The organism is Acinetobacter sp. NRRL B-65365 (assembly GCF_001605865.1).
Lineage (GTDB): Bacteria > Pseudomonadota > Gammaproteobacteria > Pseudomonadales > Moraxellaceae > Acinetobacter > Acinetobacter vivianii.
In genome coordinates this window covers 144,477-163,394 of sequence record NZ_LRPD01000009.1, presented here as the reverse complement: position 1 = coordinate 163,394, position 18,918 = coordinate 144,477, and the positions used below count along the sequence as shown (strand labels likewise).

Genomic DNA, 18,918 nt, shown 5'->3' with positions numbered 1-18,918 from the left:
TTAATAACTTGGCAAATAGTCTGATTTGGGGAGAATAAAGATGAGCCTAAATTATCCAAGCCTTGCAGATCTTGATGAAGATTATGCGGATTATCTCTTTCAACTGAATCAGGACGATGAAAATATCCGCTTTGTCGCACTGATGAATATTGCCGATGAAGAACAAACGGCATTATTACCTTGGTTACAACATGCCGTTTTACATGATCCCGCCAGTAAAGTACGTGAGCTGGCAGCCACCCGCTTAGAAGGTTGGCAAGATGCAACCTCTTTACATACGTTGGCACAGGCATTGAATGATCAACATGAAAATGTACGTATCGCAGCAGCGCAAAGTCTCAGTGAAATCAAGCATGCTGAATCTGCGCATCATCTGGCTACCTATTTGCAGCATCCTGATGACTTTGTGATTGCTTCTATCTTGAGAGCGCTTAAAGAGTTGCGCGCTGAATCGTTATTTGATGCCATTCTCAAACATGCTGAGCATGCCAACCCTTTAGTCCGTAAAGAAGCGGTCAGCACCTTGAGCTGGTTGCAGAAACAGGATGGCTTGGCAACACTGGCACAGATCGCACAGCAAGATGTGGATATCGAAATTCGTCGTATTGCGACAGGTGCTTTGGCAGCTAGCCAAATGCTCACGCCCGAAATTGTATCTGCCTTACACAGTTCTCTGATCGCTGAGGCATGGCAACTTCGAGTTGAGGCCGCCTTGACCATCGGAAAATTAAAAGTGGTTGAATTAGAACAACCACTTTTACAGCAACTCGACGATACTTATTGGCAAGTCCGCATTGCTGTGAGCCGTAGTTTGGGTTTACTCAAATCCAAAGCAGCGATTACCAAATTACAAGAAAATTTCCAGCATGACATCAGCAATTTACGTAAAGAAGTCGCAATTGCCTTAGGGGAAATAGGCGGAGAATCAGCTCAGCATATTTTATTACAGCACGCCGAAGATGCTGATCCCGAAGTCCGTAAATCGATTCGTATTGGACTGGCACTCATTCAGGAGAAATTTAATGCCGCTTGAACCGAGTCAACTTAAAGTGGATATCGAACAACAACGTCTGTTTCTCTTTTGGGAAGATGGTACAGCAAAGGATTTTAGCCATGCTCATCTCAGAGCCAGTTGCCCTTGTGGTTTTTGCCGAGCCAAGCGCCTACAGCAACGAGAGATTGAATATCCAGATCATGTTGCCATCTCCGCCATCTATTCCCAAGGGTATGGGATTCAAATTTGCTTTGATGATGGACACGATAAAGGGATTTTCCCTTGGGCTTTTTTAAAGGCGTTAAATCCGTCATAAAACATTCAAATGTTTTATATATAAATCATAAGATGATATGAGATTTTTAGATTTATAAAATAATTTTTTAATGTAATATATTTAACAAATAAGTTGAGTATATTACATGAAAATAACCTTACTCATTTCATCCCTGCCGACCCAGAATACTACAACACGCATGCGGGTATGGCGAGCATTAAAAGCCAGTGGTGCCGCCACCCTACGTGATGGTGTTTATGCGTTGCCTGAGCAATATTCAGAAAAGTTTGATGTCATTGCCGATGATCTAATTGCAGAAGGTGGAAGCGCATATCTATTCCCAACCATTGCCGCAGAAAATCTGGATATGGTGCAATTTTTTAACCGAAAAGAAGAATATAATTCAATCTATCAACAGCTTACTAAACTTCGAGATGATTTGAACCAGAATACTCAAAAAGAACTTCTCAAACACATTCGAAAACTACGTAAGCATCTCGATGCAGTCATTGAAATTGACTATTTCCCAACAGAAGCAAAGCAGCAAACGATTCGAGAACTGGATGCCGTTGAACAGACGATTTTACGGTTTGGTGAAACAGATGAACCACATAGTCGAGATAACCCTATTCAGGTACTACGTAAACAGGACTATCAGAACAGAGTCTGGGCAACCCGGAAACGCCCATGGATCGATCGTTTAGCTTCGGCCTGGTTGATTCAGAATTTTATTGATCCGAATGCAACTTTCATCTGGTTAGATACACCAAACGATTGTCCAGCTACGGCTTTGGGGTTTGATTTTGATGGTGCCAGCTTTAGTCATATTGATCAGTGGGTCACTTTTGAAACCTTATTACACAGCTTTGAACTTCATCAACAGTCTGCTTTAAAGCATATTGCTGAAATTGTACATTTCCTCGATGTCGGTGGTGTTGAACCACCTGAAGCAATCGGGATCGAAAAAGTCATCCAAGGGTTAAGGGCTAAAATTACGGATGATCATCAGTTACTTGAACTTTCTAATTATGTTTTTGATGGCCTATACGCCAATTTTTCTTGAGAATGATCATGCAACAAAAACAAATCAATGACCTCGATCAACCGTCATCCGTTGTCCCTTTCTGGCAAGCTTTCTTATTCTGGTTAAAATTAGGATTTATTAGCTTTGGTGGCCCTGCTGGGCAAATTGCAGTGATGCATCAGGAACTGGTGGAACAAAAACGCTGGATTTCTGAAAAAAGATTTTTACATGCGCTGAATTACTGCATGCTACTCCCTGGCCCCGAAGCACAACAACTCGCGACGTATATTGGCTGGCTCATGCATCGAACCACGGGCGGTTTGATTGCAGGAATTTTATTTGTGCTGCCCTCTTTATTTATCCTGATTGGACTGTCATGGATTTACGTGCAATTTGGAGACGTACCCATCATTGCAGGACTGTTTTATGGCATCAAACCCGCGGTTACCGCCATTGTATTTCATGCAACCTACCGCATAGGCCGCCGAACGCTCAAAAATTCATTTCTTTGGTTAATTGCAGCTGCAGCCTTTATTGCCATTTTTGTTTTTAATCTTCCTTTTCCTTTGATCGTGTTTGCTGCCGCGCTTGCAGGCTATGTGCTGAGTAAGAAAAAACCAGATTTATTTACCCATCAAACCTCTCATCAAAATAGCCAAAAAAACTATGGCACAGCATTGATTGATGATGATACGCAGACACCAGCACATGCCATTTTTCGCTGGTCAAACCTGATAAAACTCGTGGTCATTGCAGCCTTGCTCTGGCTGATTCCCATCACGCTTTTAACCCTAAGTGTTGGTTGGCAACATGGCTATACGCAAATGGCTTGGTTCTTCACCAAAGCAGCCTTACTTACTTTTGGCGGTGCTTATGCGGTTCTGCCCTATGTCTATCAAGGTGCAGTCAATCATTATGGATGGCTCAGCCCGACCCAAATGATTGATGGTTTAGCACTCGGCGAAAGTACCCCGGGTCCACTGATTATGGTGGTGGCTTTCGTAGGCTTCTTGGGGGCTTATAATCATGCCTTATTGGGCAATCATCAGCTATTTTTAGCAGGTGCAATAGGTGCTGTGATTGTCACTTGGTTTACCTTTTTATTTTCCTTTGTCTTTATTCTAGCAGGCGCGCCCATTATTGAATCGACACATAATGAACTGAAATTTACTGCTCCGCTCACTGCGATTACGGCGGCCGTAGTTGGCGTTATTTTAAATCTGGCTTTGTTCTTTAGTTATCATGTGCTATGGCCAAAGGGTTTTGATCATGCTTTTAATTACGAAGCAGCCTTGATTACAGTAGGTGCACTGATTGCCTTATTTAAATTTCAGCTCAATGTCCTGTATGTGATTTTTGCCTCAGCCTTTTGCGGCCTCATTTTATATATCGGAGCTTAATTCAAAGCATCGAGTAGAGTTATCTACTCGATGCTTGCAGTATTAAATGATGGATTTCGATAGAGGCATGCACGATTTCCTCATGAATCGCTAATCCAGCTTTAACCTGATCAGGAGTCAGATCAGCCAGTGCGGTTTCCAATCCTAGAATACAAGAGAATTTTCCTTTACCAACCTTCCATACATGTAAATCCGTAATTTCGACCTGTGGAAACTGCGCAATAACTTCTTTAATTTCTTCGACAACGGGATGCCCCATTTCTACATCCAGTAAAGTTTTTCCGGTTTCCTGCATCAATCCCCAAGACCATTTTGCAACCAGCAATGCCCCGACAATCCCGAGCAGAGCATCCAGAAAATTCCAGCCAAAATACTTGGCCGCAAATAAAGCAATAATCGCCAGAACTGAAGTCACCGCATCAGCGACCACATGCAGGAATGCTGCTTTTTGGTTTAAATCATGATGATCATGTCCATGATGATGCACTTCATGATCATGGTTATGCGAATGGTGATGGTGATCATCGTGACCGCCATCATGTAATAACCATGCACAAATTAAGTTTACAAGGAGACCCACTATTGCAATTGGAATCGCTTCATTAAAATGAATAGTCACCGGGTTAAATAAACGTTCTAGAGACTGTATGCCCATCAATAAGGCCACGACCATCAACAAAATAGCACTGCTATAGCCTGCCAGAATTTCAATTTTCCAAGTGCCGAAACTAAAGCGCTGATCCTGTGCATAATGTCGCGCCATACGATAAGCAAAATAGGCCAGTCCCAACGCCAGCATATGTGAACTCATATGCCAGCCATCGGCAAGTAAAGCCATGGAATTAAAAAACCAACCACCCAGAATTTCCAGTACCATCATTATGGCGGTCAAAATCGTTGCGATTAAAATTTGTTTTTGTGCTAATGGATTTCCTTGATCAAACTGATGAGAATGACGTCGTTCTAGGTTAGTATGCTGCATTTATTCTAGGCTTCCAATATACTCCACCCCAGTATATATTTTTTAGGAAAAAAAAGTATGGCTCATCTGCATCATGATAAAAAAATTTTAAATCGGGTTAAACGGATTCAAGGACAGCTCAATGCCGTTGAAAAGTCACTTTCAAGTCCTGAAAGTTCCTGTATCGAAGTTTTGCAACAAGTCGCTGCGGTTAAAGGTGCCGTGAATGGCCTAATGAATCAACTGATTGAACAGCATTTAAAAGAGCATGTACTTAAAGATGCTGATCACGTCAACGATGAGGAAGTCCAACAGTTTCTTGCATTATTGCAACGCTATTTATAAGTGCCAGATTTCATCCGTAAGTTGTTCGATTTCAGACCGATCATGACTGACATAGAGCATCGGTATTTTCACCTCCTCTTTTACACGCTGGAAAAAGGGAATGATCTCGGCTTTATGTGCCGTGTCCAGTGCAGAAAGCGGCTCATCCAGTAATAGCAATTGTGGTGAATACAGCAAAGCTCGTCCTAAAGCCACCCGCTGTTTTTCTCCTCCTGACAACTTAATCGGCATGCGTTCAATCAAATGTCCCAATTTGAGCAGCTCAATTATATCGTCTAGTTCAAATTGACGCTGCTGTGGTGCAATATGCTTAAAACCAAACAGTAAATTCTGTTTAACATTTTTATGTGGGAACAACTGTGCATCCTGAAAGACGAGCCCGACCCGACGCTGTTGTGTGCTGAGATTAACTTTCTGAGTATGATCAAACCACGTCTGATCCTGAACTCGAATCCAGCCAAAATGTGGCCGAATTAAACCCGCAATGCTATGTAAAATCGTGGTTTTTCCTGAGCCAGAAGCTCCAAATAAGCCAATCACAGGCTGATCAGATTGAAAGCGTTGATCCAGACAAAATTGCCCTTGTTGCAGTTGGATATGACAATCAATCATGCTTAGTGACCCCGCTTATTTTTCTGGTAACGGTTAAACCACTGGGCAAACCACAAGGCGAAGAACGCTACCGACAATGACAAAATAATCAATCGCCACAATGCTGCTTCAGTATCAGGTTGTTGCATCAGACTATACATTGCCAAAGGTAAAGTACGGGTTTCACCCGCAATATTCCCCACAAAAGTAATCGTTGCTCCAAACTCACCTAAACTTCGGCAAAAACATAAAATCCCCCCCACCAAAATTCCACTACTGGCCAGCGGTAATGTCACCTGCATAAATGCGCCAAAGGAAGAAGCACCCAGAGTCTTCGCAGCCATTTCCAAGCGCTGGTCGACCAGTTCAATTGCCAGTCGGATCGATTGTACCAACAATGGAAAACCCATCACCGCAGAGGCTAATACAGCGCCCTTCCAGTTAAAGGCAAACTCCAAACCAAGTGGCGCAAGATATTGTCCAAGCAATCCTCGATTACCAAATAATTGCAGTAATAAATAACCCGGAACTACAGGCGGTAAAACCAAAGGTAAATACACCAGCGTTTCAAACAGTGATTTACCCCAAAATTCTTTACGCGCCAAAACCCAAGCGACCAGCGTTGCTGGAATAAGGCTAAACACCAAACACGCTGCCGCCACTTTGCATGACAGCTTCAATACTTCGATTTCTTCAGGGCTCAAGATCATCATTCAGTTACTGCAACACACTAAAACCATATTTTTTATATACTGCCTTTGCCTGCCCACTTTGTAGAAACTTGTAGAATTTGACTGAATCCGCATTTTTCTTGATCAGGCCCACAGGATAGATAATCGGTGGATGGGTATTCTCAGGGAAGATTCCTGCAACTATGACATCTTTGCTGATCGCAGCATCTGTCGCGTAAACGATCCCAACCTGACATTCACCACGTGCGACAAAGTTCAATGCAGCACGCACATCTTCGGTTTCAACCAGTCGTGGTTCAAGCTTCTCCCACCAACCGAGTGAGGTTAAAGCCTGTTTTGCATATTTCCCTACAGGCACACTTTTGGTATCGCCTGTACAGAGCTTGCCTTGAATGGCTTTGGTGGGATCTACACTTTTATCCATTTTTAATTTAATCGGGCGATCTTTAGGTGTAATCACCACTAAACGATTGCCTAATAGATTGATACGGTCTGCTGGCACAACCAACTGTTTATTCTGTAAATAATCCATCCATTGTACATCAGCCGACATAAATACATCTGCTGGCGCGCCTGCTTCAATCTGTTTGGCTAAGGTTGAAGACCCCGCATAAGAGGTTTTGACTTCAGTTTTATTTTTTTGCTCATACAGATTCTCAAGTTCATTCACTGCATTAGTCAAGCTGGCCGCTGCATAAACAGTGATGGTATTCCCCGCAAACGCATGCGTATGGATAAATAAACTGGTGGCTAAAACTGCACAGTATTGATAGGTCTTTTTCATCGTTATTGACATTATTCTGTCCTCAAATTTCGATATGTTTTCAAAAATATATCGCTTAATAAAGATACACTAAAAATAACAATTCGCTAGTCTTGTTCTTCTTATTCATTCATCTGTTTGTAACGTCATCAAGCATCGAACTTTATGTGTTGTGATCAGTATTTTTGGATGCAAAAACAAGAAAAACGTCTATTCAAACATTAAGTTAATGATGCTGAATAGACGTCGTCTATCTTGAGTGGATAACAGGAGTTGTTATCTGAGGAATGAGGCAGTAACAAATGGATCAGCAATATGCTTTAGTATCTCTGATTTTCTTTCAACTTTACAGACTAAATAAAAAAATTATATTAACTACTTGATACGCCCTTTCTTTTTAGATTATTCACATATAGTTTTACCAGGATCAATATATTTTATGTCTATCCGACCATTGCTCTCCAGCAGACAAATACTTCTATGATAAATTTTATTTGTTTCCAAAGTAATTTCATATACAACATTTTTTTCAAAAATATCTATAGGTACCTTGGTACAGCTTTTTTCATTTATAGGCAATACTCCATTTTTATAAAGCTGCTCATAATTACTTTGAAATTCTTTTGTATGATCTACTTTACCTGTAGAGATAACAATACTACTATCATATCCATAATCGGTTTTAGGATTATTCGTAAATACGCATAAATTACCCTGATTAAGTTTTACTTCAAGATCCTTACTTTGAGGATTACATCCAGTGATAAAAACACAAAAACCCAAAAAAAATAATAGATTTAAATATGTAGACTTCATCTTTTATGATCTCGGCAATAATGATTTATCATATGGATTTAGAATAAAATCTCTCAAGATTCTTTCTATGTGACCTAAAAGTTTTAAACTGCGCTGATGATGTAATCTTCCCGGTCTAACCTCTTGTAAATAACATGCATCAAACCAAAACTCTACTAACCGTCCTTGTTGTTCAAAATTAAATTCATTAAATTTTTTTCCTGCATCTCTCCCTAAGATATCAGTATCATAAGCCTTTAACTCATCCGCACCAGAATCGGCAGAATCAACTAAAGACGTATATCCGCCTTTACAAAGTTGTTTTAATCCATACCAAGCATTTGGTGTACCTAGTTGGAATTGCCAAATATGAGTCATTTCATGTATGAACCAGTGTCTATCTTCTCCAGGAGCTAAACTAAAATCCGGATTTCTATCATAGGCTTTTTTGGGAAGGTAAATTTCACCAGCAGGTGACATTGCATTTCCAGTTGCGCTATGCAAATAACCTCCTATATGAATCCATACTTTCGAATAATCTACTGCATCTTTGAAGACTAACTGACACATTTTAATTTCACCAGAAGTTAGTTTTCTTTTAGTTTCAATTTTGATTTCTGTTGTAGGAGGTGGTTGATTGTTTTTTAGTTTTGATAATTTTGCTGTTGCATTTGCTACTATTATCCTAGCTGATTGAGTTAATGGGTCCTTATCCATGTTGGTGCTCCTCATAAATAATACTAATTTTTATTTCTTCCGCATTTTTATTCGTAACTAACTCAGTAAAACCTTGATTATCAGTTGTTCCATGAATCTTCTCTCCACCCTTATCAATTTCATAACAGATATTACCTAAAGGCTTCCCCGTTATCTGATCTTTTAATTGAAATCTATGTCCATAATTCTCTAAACTTAAGAAGTTATTAGTATTATTACTTTCAGAAGATTTGTCTGCACCACTACCAGAACCACCAGCATTATCCTGAACCACTAGACTCTGCTTCGGCAACAACTTGCAACCACATGATAAAGGATCATTCACGCGTGCTGCTGCTTTACCCATCACCTGCATATTTGGGTCACCCGCCACAATCGTAGCAACCGTTTTATGCTTTGGACAGGTCGCCTTGTCTCCCACACAGGCAATCGGAATACCCTCAATCAAAAAGCTACTGTTCCCACTAATGACTTGTCCACCGCCCGTGGTTGGACAACCAACAACAATATAGGGTGTTGCCATAATCACATCCCTCGCCTGTAGGTATTTAAACTGTTAAAGCACTTCAAATTCAATTCGACGGTTTTTCCGACGTCCGTCTGCTGTTGCATTATCAGCAACGGGTTGGCTAGAACCCTTACCTTCCGTACTCAAACGGTCGGCAGCGATACTTTTACTGACCAGATAACTTTGTACAGCAGCAGCACGTTGCTGGCTTAACACCGTATTTTTATTGGCATCACCAGAGCTATCGGTATGTCCAATAATTTTGACTTTCTTGCCGCCAACCTTGTTTAAAGCCACCGCCATTTCATCGAGAATCTGTTGCCCCGCCGCGGTCAGGATTGCACTGCCTGATTCAAATTCAATGATTCGATTCTTAAGTGCATCATCGATAATTTTTTGCTCAGCCTGATTCACAGAAAGCTGTGCATTAAAACGATAAGGTTGCTGGACTAAAGCCTGAAAATTATTGGTAGTCGGCTGAATATCATTAGGATCGGTCATTTTTCCCGTTAATTCAACCTGTGTTCCTCTCACGCGCAATTGCCCCTGTTTGACCTTTTTCAAGTCAGGTGTAATTACACGAGTTACGGAATCACTCCATCCATTTGGCGCTGAAACTGGACGAACTTGTATTTTATCGACCACTTGATCTGCACCATAAACAGACTGCATCTTGACCAGAATTGCCTGTTTGCTGGCATCGTTCGGCACCACACCTTCCACGACGATTGGAGCCGCATTCAGCACTGCACTCTGGCCGAAGATGGTTAAACCAAAGACCAAACCAGCCCATAAAGATTTCGAATTATTTCTCATATTTATTCATCTAAAAAAGTTTGTCGAAATAGCTTTAAGCCTTGGTTAAGGCTCATCTGACGCTGACAAAGTGATTGTTCGAGTGTAGCTAGGCCAGCATTTTGCTCCAGATAAGCATCGATCCATTGCGCCTGAATCAATGAAACCCAGTGTTCACTCTGCATATTCTGGGTAAAGATATCGCTCAATGCCATGATGTCTGCGCCCTGAAAACCAATAAATAGAATCGGTTCCTCACGGTGCAAGATACCAATCAGGATTTCAGTATTGTTAATTCCTAAGAATCGTCCAATCATGCCCACCCAGAAGGCAGCAATTTCATAGCAATACATATGATTATTGATCGGCAGGATCAATACTTTGTTTAAGCGACTGGTGCCATTCTTTAAAATCGGTTGCAGTAACAGCCCCAGACCAATCATGCTTTGTGCAAGTTCATAGACATTGATCTTCATCAATTGCGCAAATGAGTGCATGGTATGATTTTCATAGAAACCATTACATTCGGTCGGCGTAAATAACTGAACCGTGTTTGGCAGATTATTCAGCTTTTCCAGCATGATGTTGGTATCACGGATACTGCGTAATACCCGATTACGCTGAAACAGATCAACCAATACCGACTTGTAATAATACGGCGCCAGCAAGAGATTCTGATACGGTTGTTCAACTTCCAGTAGCTGGCTTAATACCATCGGAAATGCTCGCCCTGAGCTGTCCTGACTGGCAATCAGGTTAGCGGCCAGAAACATCGGCTCAGCAGGATTGGCGATAAAGAAATCCAAGGCAGGCAAAGACTCATAACGTTGTTTGAAGTCAGGCGCGCGCATGGCATGTTCAAGTGCTTCTGTGATCCATTGATCAAGCACCTGAATCAACGCATATTGTCCTTTGGATTTTAGAAAGTCACCACGCGCGGGTGTCTTTCCGTAATACAAAGGTGTCGTCTTTACTTGTTGCATCCCAGCACCTCCTGATGTTCCGTGATTGTCCCTAACATTACGGTGTTACCCCCGGCTGAGCAGGTGCAGCTGGTTGTGGTTTAGGTGCAGCACCCGCAGGTGTTGCCTGCGCAGAAACCACACGTACCGCTTTCTCTGTCACCACTTTATCTACCAGTTGCAGGCCAGCATAACCACGGCTTGAGCCGATATTGCCTGAGCTATTACCGCTAATCAGACGGAAGTTCACTTTTAAGGTTAACGATGGTTCAGCTTTGCTGGTCCATGTCATTTCAAAGCTACCATTTTGCTCTTTACGCTGTGCCGCATCGATTAAACGGTTAATACCATATTCACCTGGCTCTTCGAAAATGGTATGGGTCTTACCTTCAAGATCCACTGCAGTAATACGCGCACCAGGAATCGCACCCTGATTTGGCCATACGAAGTTCACCCATTGCTGAATGCCATTTTCAAACACCATACGCTGACCATCGATATCAATGGTGTACGACAAGTACTGTGGATTCGGTAATGGATAGAACTGGAAGTTCGATTGATTTGACACAGGTGCAGCGGCTGGCTGATCCAGACTACCAGTCGCCATACCATTGATTGGTGCGACATATTGCTGGAATGCCATCACAAATTGCGGGTTCAGACTAATGCCCAAGTCTTTCCAGGTTTTAGAAGTCAACACATAGCCACGGCGAATCACAAATGGATCTAAGGCTTCTTTGACAAAGCGTGCAATGCTACCTGTTTCACCAAAGATCTGACCAATTTCATTACTGGTTGCTTGCAAAGTCACACTTGAGTTAAATGGATACTTCTGGCTCAAATTGGTTTTGAATGGTTGATACGCCTGAATGCCCCACAATTTGTTTAACTCATCTTGTGTCGGTGCAATCAAGCTGGCAAATGATTGTGTCAACGGTCCCATCAACAGCTTTTGCAATAACTGCTGATCGGTATCTTTAAGACCTACCATCATTTTCTCATCCACATATTTTTGGGTGATGTTGAAAACTGAAGTTTGGTCATTGATGGTTTGTTTCACCAAGGCCATCGCGCTTGGGCCAATCTCGCCTGCTGTTTTCAGATCATTGAACTTGCTGCGTACTTGCGCAAGATTATTCATGTATTCATCAAACAGAGATTTATCTTGTAAATCATCGCGCTTACGCACCAGTTGATAGAACATCTGGTACTCTTGAGAAATCGCACCCTGCGCTTTATTCACCGCTTGGGCAGCCGCTTTGTCATCCGAGTTGTTCAATACTTTTCGCTTGAACCAAGCCACAAAACCTTTTTCAGGTACAGCAAGCTCAGCCTGTACAATCGGATTATCCCAGTTGGTCTCGATAGCAATACGCTGCAATAACGTACGGATTGGTGAGTTCTGTGGTTCACCCAAGATATCAATGGTTTTGACTTGCTGGCTAAACTGATCGGCTTTGGCATAATAAATACCGCTCAGAAACTTCTTCCATTCCGTCACATATTCCTGCTTATACAATGCAACCAGTTGTTTACGAATCTGCTCTGGGCTACCAGAGAAGGTTAAATCATCAGATTGACGGCTATTCAACACCCAGTCTTTACTGTCTGTTGGTTTATTCGCAGCTTCATCAATCGCTTTTTCAACATATTCATCCCATGCTTTTTGTGTAAACACACCTGGTAATGCATAGCTGCCCAATACAATTGAACGGTTTTGCTCACCGACGATCTGTCCCACTGTCACCGCAGGGAAACGGACTGCTGCACGCATCTTGATTTCGTTATAAACACGATCACGTGCTGGCATGCCGCGAATGACTGACAAGAGTACCTGACGTGTTTGATCAACCACTTGCGCGTCTGTTTCAAGCACAGGGAAACCTTCCTGATTTGCCAATGTCATGGCATAAGAAAGAATTTTTTCCGCATCCTGAATCATTTCACCACGCGGCATCTGACCACGGTTGGCATCTAGCCAAGAACGCCAGAAACGCGATACTTGATCACTTAAATGACTGCTATCCATATATTCTGGATTGCTCATCATTAAGTAGGCTTTTAATGCATTATAAGCATCTTGCGGATTACTGTCCGAAGGCTCCAGATATTGTTGAGTCTTGGCAACCTGTTTGATTTCCACATTAACGTGGTTGGCTTTCAGGGTTGCTTCATTATTTTTTACACGTTGCAGATACTGAGCAATATTTTGTTGGGTCGGCGTCAGAACAATCTGCTTGATCCCTTTTAAGTATTCTGCTTTTAAGCTCTCACGCAACTGATTGCCTTGGTACAAACCAAAGCTGAATTTGAGTGGACGATGATCGTTGAACTCATCCAGCTGTTGCAAGCGTTCCTGCAAGATCAGTAAAGCTTCAAGCTGGGTTGAAAGCTGTTGACCTGAGGCTTTTTCCAAATGCACCACTTTATCTAAATCGGCCTGCACATCTGCAATCAATTGCTGGTTATTGCGATATGACCACACCCATACACCCAAGACCAGTGAAACGCCCACCAGTGCTGCAATAAACCCAATATAGCGCTGACGCTTTTTCGCAGGATTAATATGCTGTTTGACCAAGTCCTTATCTCGCAAAATAACATTGGAGAATAGACCTTGTAAGAAATAGCCGTGATTTGGTGCAAGAGATGGACTCACGCCCTCCTGACCATTGGCCTGAATCTGCTGAAGCTGGAACTCTTGTGCAATATTTTCCGTCATTGGACTTTCAATAATGCCTTCCTGCAAAGCACTAGTGAAATAAAAACCACGGAACACAGGTTGGAACTGATACGGGTTATCTTCAAACAAAGTGCCGATAAAGCTTTTTAATGCAGGTTTTAAGGTTTTAAATTCCAGTGGGAATGTCATCACACTTGGAGAAATATTTTGCGAATGACGACGACTTAAATGCGTGGTGCTGACGCTTTTGAGACCATCGTAAAGAATGCTGTAATGTTTTTCGAATAATTCGACGGCATTCTGAGATGAGTTTTGCTCATACGGCAGCGTTGCGCCCCAAGCCTGATTGTATTCCTGTGATTCATAACAATCGAAGAACTCCGTAAAACCTGCAATCAAGTCCATTTTAGAGAACACTAGATAAACAGGAACAACAACTTCAAGTCGCTCGGTTAAATCCTGAATACGGGCACGTAAATTCTTGGCTAGTTTCAATGAGTTTTCAGGACTTTGGCTGATCAATTCAGCAATACTGACAATCACGATCAGACCATTCACAGGTGCCTTAGAACGGTTCTTCTTCAAGATATTTAAGAAACCCAACCATTCAGAATGATCTTCCGAGTACACCGAATAACGGCCTGCGGTATCGAGCAAGATCCCTTCTGTTGAGAAGAACCAGTCACAGTTACGTGTACCGCTCAACCCAGCTGACACCATCTTTTGATGGGTTTCTTCAAATGGGAACTTTAATCCAGAATTATAAATTGCCGAACTCTTACCTGCGGCTGGGTTACCAATCACCATATACCAAGGCAATTCGTATAAAGCGGCATTGCCCTTTTTATCGCCCAGTTTAGATTTGCGAATCAACTGGATCGATTCTTTCATCTGCTGCTGGATTAGCTGTAGTTCGGCTTTATCTTTTTGTTGTCCGTATTCAGCCTTGCTGTCCTGCTCAATCGCATTGGCAAGTTCCTCACCTTGTTCCGCATGGCGTTTTCGCTGGATCAACCAGTAAATTCCATACACAATCAGGCCAAAAGCATAAGTCGCCGCCAGCGCCCAGAAGATATGACGCGGAATCGACGAATATGAAGAAATAAGCGCCACAAATAAGGACAAAGCAATGATTGCCTTAGGATTAGTGATGTACTGCCACAGATAACCTAAAATGGTATACATTGAGTTCTCAAATTCTTAATAAAGTTAATCAATCAGCAATTGCTACACTTTCCTGATCTGGTGAGATCTCTGGGAAAGTTTGAATAAATGCTTTTAAATTTTGTCCATAAACAAAGGCAACCTGTTGATCTGGAAGATGTGCCCCCAACATCAATCCAAAAACTTTTGCCACGTTCTGGGTATTCCCAGCAGCAGGTTTACAATATAAATAATGATGCTGCTCTACTGGGCTTTGTGCAAAAAACTGATCCAGCTTTTTGACCACCTTGATATCGGTGCCATCCTCGACCACCAGTACAAAAGGTTCTTCATCTTGGTATTGTGGTAAATCATGTATTTCTAGCTCTTTGAATATTTGGTCTAAATTATTTTGATGAGAGACCAGCTTTAACGTTTTTAAAGGCTGTTGCTGTAGCAGCTGTACATCTGGATGCGCCACACAACTACTACCGACAAATTCAGCAGGCGTATAGGCACTCAAGCCCCATACCTTTTCATCTACGATTTCCTGATCAATTTCCGAGTCTGCAGTAATGATCAATGAAATTTCATTGGGCTGCTTTTGAATCCGTTCGATTAACTCGACCACATTCTGATCCGTCGATGCTGCACTGATAAAATGATATTCAATATGGAATTTTTGTGGAATGATGCCCAGATCATAGAAAATCGTCTGGATCATTTCATTACTACTTTGGTCATTCCATGTATGAACAACATCCTCAGACAGCAAAATATGTAAATTTAACTTATCTAAGCGGTAAACCTGTTCGATCTGAATCTCTTCACTGTGCTCTTCTCCTGAAAAACTCGGGTCAATCCATGCAGGATGCATACGATATTCATGCAAATTCTGGCTTTCATAAAACAGACTAGACCGTTTTAAATGGTCTGAAATAGAAACTAGAATATCACTGTGCTGTTCAATCTGATGCTGAATCAGCGCCATGATCCGCTGTTGCCGAATAGATAAAAACTGCGATTCATCCTCTTCATCCTGACGGACTTGCTGATCCAGCTCTTCAATACGATAGGATAAAATCGGCAATCCCTGAAAGCTCAATAAATGTGGATCGAGCTGTGGACTGGCAAATTCTTTAATCCCTGTCAGGATGGCATCATTTTCACCCAATGCACTATAAGCGGCAGCGGAATACAAATTAACATTCAACCACTTACTTTCTTGCGCGACAGGTGCTTGCTCATCTTCTGCTGTATTGTTATTTTGCTCAGCGGCCAAAGCTTGTTGCTTTTTCTCTTTATATTTTTGGTAGCCTTTATAAATCAACCAAGGCGAAAGCAATACAAATGTAATGACAATAGGCAGAATCAGGAAGTAATTGATAAGATCGGCTGATTCAGGTAAATATTGCGTATCTCTCCAATAGAAGATCACAATCAGTGCAACCAGAATAAAACAGGTGATTAAAGTCGCGAGTATTTTCTTGATCATTATGCAGCTCCTAAAAGCGCATAACGCGTTTCACTGTTATGTTGTAACTGTACCGATGGCATTAAAAATGCACCCTGCCCCAAGCCCATTTCATGGGATGAATCCAGACAAATCGGACTGATTTCATTTTTATCAAGAATTAACCGCACATCAATAAAAAGTGTCGGACTACACCAAGTCTGAATCAGATCTTTTAATTTTTTATTTAGCGGCTGATTCGGTAAAAAAGCCAGATATTGTTCGCGGCTTAGTGGGCCAATTTGAATTTCAATTTTCCCGTCAATTTGCTCAACGGTATCCCCGCAGAAAGTATTAATGCCCAGTAAACTTGGATGACTACCGCCCAAAGTGGTTTTCTGTTCATCGCCCAACTGGAATTTTTCTTTGATAAATTCCTGAATCTGCACTTGGGTATCAAAGACACGTCCCAAAATGGTTTTCAAAGCATGCGCAGTATTATTCTGTCCCTGCATCAAGCCAGAAAATTCAGCAAAATATTCATCCAGATCATGCTGTTCGTGCTGGGAACGAATATAACCATTTAAGGCATGTAAAATATCGAGATAATGATTTTTTTGCTCAATCTCATAGCGAACAGGGAGATTATAGGCAATGCTGGCATCAACATATTTTGTCGTGAGTTTATGGTTAAACAAGCCTAAAAATGCTTTGATTTCCTGACGTTGCTGACGCGAACTCTGCTTTAATTTATTGGTATAGGTATAAGGTAGTGCGCCCTGTGTACCAGTGAGGCCGACCACCAGATTGGTTAAATGAATACGCTCATCCTGATAGCTCAGCTCTTCAATTTCGGTCGCAGGGAAACTTAGGCTGAATGACGTTCCAAACTTAAAGTCATCAGACCAGTCCTGCTGACGCGATGGTGCAGGTAAATGACGTAATAAACGCGTCGACTGAATAAACTCAAATGAGCCTGCTTTTTTAAAAATCTGGTCGACTACAGAAGAGTCTTGCCACCAACGTTCTGCACGCATTGGTATATCTCCTGCTGATTAAGACTGTCTTTCACGACCACATCGACAAAACTGTTAATCTGAACTTTCAGATTAAAAATATGGCTAAGCAATTGACTGAAAATATATAAACTATGGCCTCTAAATACGCTCTTGTTGACGGCAAGTTCGGCTTTAACCCCGCGAATAAACATCGGGAAAGGTTTAGAGTTCACCAGTTTATTGGTGGTTGAAAAGCTGAGCTGCTTGAGCGCATCAATGAGTAAAATATTTTCTTTTGAATGCGGTAAATTATATAAGGCCAACAGCTCTTTAACATGACTCAAGGCATCCCCTTTCATCAATGCTAAAGTATTGAGTGAAAGATGGGAAATAATACGCCACTGTTCATTTTTATTTTTGTCAAAATGGAAAGGCGATGTCGGACGCTTTAAAATCAATGCGCGTCGCGCCAGACTGCTGTCATTCAGATTCAGGATATTATTACTTTGGCTTAAAGCCTCATGCGGCAAATCACCGTTTGAGCAAAGTAAGCGAGTACTAATAAAATCTGATTTAATTTCATAAGGTTTCAAATGTTTTGAAACGATTGAATAGCCCATTTGTGTAGTTTTATTTTGTGCAGGCACGTAATTCAGTGAATAAAAGAACTGTACTTTATCGTTTTGGTAATGACTCATCGCAAAAAATGGCAATACAGGAAGATGAGTTTGTTCCTGATTGGTTTTCTCACGCACCATATTCATTTCAATCACAGAATAGACCTGATAAAGCTCAGGATGATGCGCATCGGTGATCAATGGATATTGTAATTGGGTATGGGAAATTTTCTGCGGCTCAGCCTGTTTTTCAAAAAGATTGATGGCAGGTGTGGTAAATAACTTAAAGTTTGCGATATTCAGTTCAGAGTAATTCCGTACCACCGCCTGATCATTTAAATTCAGTTTGAGATGAATCAGGATTTCAAACTGATTTTGCTGGTTAAGCAATCCTTTTAAGCGGCTTAAATCCAGATTCAGATAATTGAATTTTTCAGGGAAGCAAAAATATTCCATCAGTAAACGATAAGCATGATGGGTATGCTGATCAATCGGTAACAGGCTTTCCTGTTCAGTAAAACCCATCACTTCAAATGGATTACTGATTTCTACCACGCGCTGCCCAACACGTAGGGCAAAGCCAGTATCCTTACGGAAAATACTGTCCAGAACCTGCAACGGAAAGTTCGAAATTGCATCCAGATAAATCGGCAATTTCTCATCCAGTATCCACTTTTGTGCATCATTAAAAATTTCAAATTTCAGGCTCAAGGTAGCATTCTGGTTCAAATGCATGTGAGTACTTGGCGAGGTTTGAAACTCTAACTGCGTCAATGAAATCGGCAATAAGCGAACATCATTGGTGGTATTAAACTCGCATTGAACCCCTTTAAAGCTACGCGATTTCAAAGCTGTTTTTTGCGGAATAATATGGGCAGCCGTAAGCTGTTTTAGTTTATTAATATCTTCAAAGCTAACAACCGTACACGCGGGAAAATGACGTAAATATTGAGGAAACATCACCTCAAACAAAGAATGGGTAAATACGTCGTAACTGTCTTCTAATTTTTTATCAATACGTGCAGCGATCAGGGAAAAAGCTTGAATTAACCGTTCAATATGCGGGTCATCAATCTGTTCCTGATTTAAGGAAAGTCGCTGCGCAATTTTTGGATACTTCTGCGCAAACTCTCTGGATTGTTGACCGAATTCTTGTAGTTGTTTTTCATAATACGGTAAAAGTTGCTCTATCACAGTTCG

At 41.5% G+C, this 18,918-nt stretch carries 18 protein-coding genes; 5 read left to right on the top strand and 13 right to left on the bottom strand.

What is annotated here, in order from left to right; all coding sequences use genetic code 11:
• Positions 1 to 40: 40 nt before the first annotated feature.
• The 4 genes from AWW72_RS06390 (at position 41) to chrA (ending at position 3,695) form a co-directional block, all read left to right on the top strand.
• The gene (locus AWW72_RS06390; protein WP_062846771.1) at positions 41 to 1,033 is read left to right on the top strand and encodes a HEAT repeat domain-containing protein; all 993 of its coding nucleotides are present in this window, start codon (positions 41 to 43) and stop codon (positions 1,031 to 1,033) included.
• Entirely contained in the window at positions 1,023 to 1,310 is a 288-nt protein-coding gene (locus tag AWW72_RS06385) for a DUF971 domain-containing protein (protein ID WP_062846770.1), read from the top strand. Before AWW72_RS06390 ends, AWW72_RS06385 begins: the two co-directional genes overlap by 11 nt.
• 106 nt (positions 1,311 to 1,416) lie before the next feature.
• A complete protein-coding gene (locus AWW72_RS06380) occupies positions 1,417 to 2,334 on the top strand; it encodes a chromate resistance protein ChrB domain-containing protein (RefSeq protein ID WP_062846769.1) in 918 nt (305 codons plus the stop codon).
• A gap of 8 nt (positions 2,335 to 2,342) precedes the next feature.
• The gene (gene chrA, locus AWW72_RS06375) at positions 2,343 to 3,695 is read left to right on the top strand and encodes a chromate efflux transporter (protein WP_062846768.1); all 1,353 of its coding nucleotides are present in this window, start codon (positions 2,343 to 2,345) and stop codon (positions 3,693 to 3,695) included.
• Between the two features lie 19 nt (positions 3,696 to 3,714).
• Here chrA and dmeF read toward each other — a convergent pair whose 3' ends face one another.
• Positions 3,715 to 4,677 carry a CDF family Co(II)/Ni(II) efflux transporter DmeF gene (dmeF, locus tag AWW72_RS06370; protein ID WP_062846767.1) on the bottom strand — a complete coding sequence of 321 codons (963 nt, stop codon included), beginning with the start codon at positions 4,675 to 4,677 and terminating at the stop codon, positions 3,715 to 3,717.
• Between the two features lie 57 nt (positions 4,678 to 4,734).
• Between dmeF and AWW72_RS06365 the strand changes: the two genes are divergently transcribed.
• On the top strand, positions 4,735 to 5,001 hold the full coding sequence (locus AWW72_RS06365; protein ID WP_005256644.1) for a metal/formaldehyde-sensitive transcriptional repressor: 267 nt from the start codon (positions 4,735 to 4,737) through the stop codon (positions 4,999 to 5,001).
• Here AWW72_RS06365 and AWW72_RS06360 read toward each other — a convergent pair.
• The 12 genes from AWW72_RS06360 to tssF all read right to left on the bottom strand — a co-directional run bounded on the left by AWW72_RS06360 (position 4,996) and on the right by tssF (position 18,912).
• The gene (locus AWW72_RS06360) at positions 4,996 to 5,613 is read right to left on the bottom strand and encodes an ATP-binding cassette domain-containing protein (RefSeq protein WP_062846766.1); all 618 of its coding nucleotides are present in this window, start codon (positions 5,611 to 5,613) and stop codon (positions 4,996 to 4,998) included. The two genes, AWW72_RS06365 and AWW72_RS06360, sit on opposite strands and share 6 nt — an antisense overlap.
• A 2-nt stretch (positions 5,614 to 5,615) precedes the next feature.
• On the bottom strand, positions 5,616 to 6,305 hold the full coding sequence (gene modB / locus AWW72_RS06355; protein ID WP_062846765.1) for a molybdate ABC transporter permease subunit: 690 nt from the start codon (positions 6,303 to 6,305) through the stop codon (positions 5,616 to 5,618).
• Between the two features lie 4 nt (positions 6,306 to 6,309).
• Positions 6,310 to 7,080: a molybdate ABC transporter substrate-binding protein gene (gene modA, locus AWW72_RS06350; RefSeq protein ID WP_062846764.1), complete on the bottom strand. Its 771-nt coding sequence runs from the start codon at positions 7,078 to 7,080 to the stop codon at positions 6,310 to 6,312.
• A 369-nt stretch (positions 7,081 to 7,449) separates the two neighbouring features.
• On the bottom strand, positions 7,450 to 7,863 hold the full coding sequence (locus AWW72_RS06345) for an NF045616 family extracytoplasmic (lipo)protein (RefSeq protein ID WP_043972145.1): 414 nt from the start codon (positions 7,861 to 7,863) through the stop codon (positions 7,450 to 7,452).
• Between the two features lie 3 nt (positions 7,864 to 7,866).
• A complete protein-coding gene (locus tag AWW72_RS06340) occupies positions 7,867 to 8,559 on the bottom strand; it encodes a hypothetical protein (RefSeq protein ID WP_043972147.1) in 693 nt (230 codons plus the stop codon).
• Entirely contained in the window at positions 8,552 to 9,082 is a 531-nt protein-coding gene (locus AWW72_RS06335) for a PAAR domain-containing protein (protein WP_062846763.1), read from the bottom strand. The genes AWW72_RS06340 and AWW72_RS06335 overlap by 8 nt, the downstream gene beginning before the upstream one ends.
• Positions 9,083 to 9,115: 33 nt before the next feature.
• Entirely contained in the window at positions 9,116 to 9,883 is a 768-nt protein-coding gene (locus AWW72_RS06330; protein ID WP_062846762.1) for an OmpA family protein, read from the bottom strand.
• 2 nt (positions 9,884 to 9,885) lie between these two features.
• Complete coding sequence (gene tagF / locus AWW72_RS06325) at positions 9,886 to 10,845, bottom strand: type VI secretion system-associated protein TagF (protein WP_005256630.1); 960 nt, start codon at positions 10,843 to 10,845, stop codon at positions 9,886 to 9,888.
• Positions 10,846 to 10,882: 37 nt separating this feature from the next.
• Positions 10,883 to 14,692, bottom strand: a complete 3,810-nt coding sequence (tssM, locus tag AWW72_RS06320; RefSeq protein ID WP_047432195.1) for a type VI secretion system membrane subunit TssM — start codon at positions 14,690 to 14,692, stop codon at positions 10,883 to 10,885.
• 28 nt (positions 14,693 to 14,720) lie between these two features.
• Positions 14,721 to 16,145: a hypothetical protein gene (locus AWW72_RS06315; RefSeq protein WP_005256627.1), complete on the bottom strand. Its 1,425-nt coding sequence runs from the start codon at positions 16,143 to 16,145 to the stop codon at positions 14,721 to 14,723.
• A complete protein-coding gene (gene tssG, locus AWW72_RS06310; RefSeq protein WP_062846761.1) occupies positions 16,145 to 17,140 on the bottom strand; it encodes a type VI secretion system baseplate subunit TssG in 996 nt (331 codons plus the stop codon). Before tssG ends, AWW72_RS06315 begins: the two co-directional genes overlap by 1 nt.
• On the bottom strand, positions 17,104 to 18,912 hold the full coding sequence (gene tssF, locus AWW72_RS06305) for a type VI secretion system baseplate subunit TssF (protein ID WP_047432189.1): 1,809 nt from the start codon (positions 18,910 to 18,912) through the stop codon (positions 17,104 to 17,106). The genes tssG and tssF overlap by 37 nt, the downstream gene beginning before the upstream one ends.
• Between the last annotated feature and the right edge of the window lie 6 nt (positions 18,913 to 18,918).

Bases quoted from the DNA above. Each gene is read 5' to 3' on its own strand.
- AWW72_RS06390 (WP_062846771.1), top strand. From the start codon at position 41: ATGAGCCTAAATTATCCAAGCCTTGCAGATCTTGATGAAGATTATGCG.
- AWW72_RS06385 (WP_062846770.1), top strand. From the start codon at position 1,023: ATGCCGCTTGAACCGAGTCAACTTAAAGTGGATATCGAACAACAACGT.
- AWW72_RS06380 (WP_062846769.1), top strand. From the start codon at position 1,417: ATGAAAATAACCTTACTCATTTCATCCCTGCCGACCCAGAATACTACA.
- chrA (WP_062846768.1), top strand. From the start codon at position 2,343: ATGCAACAAAAACAAATCAATGACCTCGATCAACCGTCATCCGTTGTC.
- dmeF (WP_062846767.1), bottom strand. From the start codon at position 4,677: ATGCAGCATACTAACCTAGAACGACGTCATTCTCATCAGTTTGATCAA.
- AWW72_RS06365 (WP_005256644.1), top strand. From the start codon at position 4,735: ATGGCTCATCTGCATCATGATAAAAAAATTTTAAATCGGGTTAAACGG.
- AWW72_RS06360 (WP_062846766.1), bottom strand. From the start codon at position 5,613: ATGATTGATTGTCATATCCAACTGCAACAAGGGCAATTTTGTCTGGAT.
- modB (WP_062846765.1), bottom strand. From the start codon at position 6,305: ATGATGATCTTGAGCCCTGAAGAAATCGAAGTATTGAAGCTGTCATGC.
- modA (WP_062846764.1), bottom strand. From the start codon at position 7,080: ATGTCAATAACGATGAAAAAGACCTATCAATACTGTGCAGTTTTAGCC.
- AWW72_RS06345 (WP_043972145.1), bottom strand. From the start codon at position 7,863: ATGAAGTCTACATATTTAAATCTATTATTTTTTTTGGGTTTTTGTGTT.
- AWW72_RS06340 (WP_043972147.1), bottom strand. From the start codon at position 8,559: ATGGATAAGGACCCATTAACTCAATCAGCTAGGATAATAGTAGCAAAT.
- AWW72_RS06335 (WP_062846763.1), bottom strand. From the start codon at position 9,082: ATGGCAACACCCTATATTGTTGTTGGTTGTCCAACCACGGGCGGTGGA.
- AWW72_RS06330 (WP_062846762.1), bottom strand. From the start codon at position 9,883: ATGAGAAATAATTCGAAATCTTTATGGGCTGGTTTGGTCTTTGGTTTA.
- tagF (WP_005256630.1), bottom strand. From the start codon at position 10,845: ATGCAACAAGTAAAGACGACACCTTTGTATTACGGAAAGACACCCGCG.
- tssM (WP_047432195.1), bottom strand. From the start codon at position 14,692: ATGTATACCATTTTAGGTTATCTGTGGCAGTACATCACTAATCCTAAG.
- AWW72_RS06315 (WP_005256627.1), bottom strand. From the start codon at position 16,145: ATGATCAAGAAAATACTCGCGACTTTAATCACCTGTTTTATTCTGGTT.
- tssG (WP_062846761.1), bottom strand. From the start codon at position 17,140: ATGCGTGCAGAACGTTGGTGGCAAGACTCTTCTGTAGTCGACCAGATT.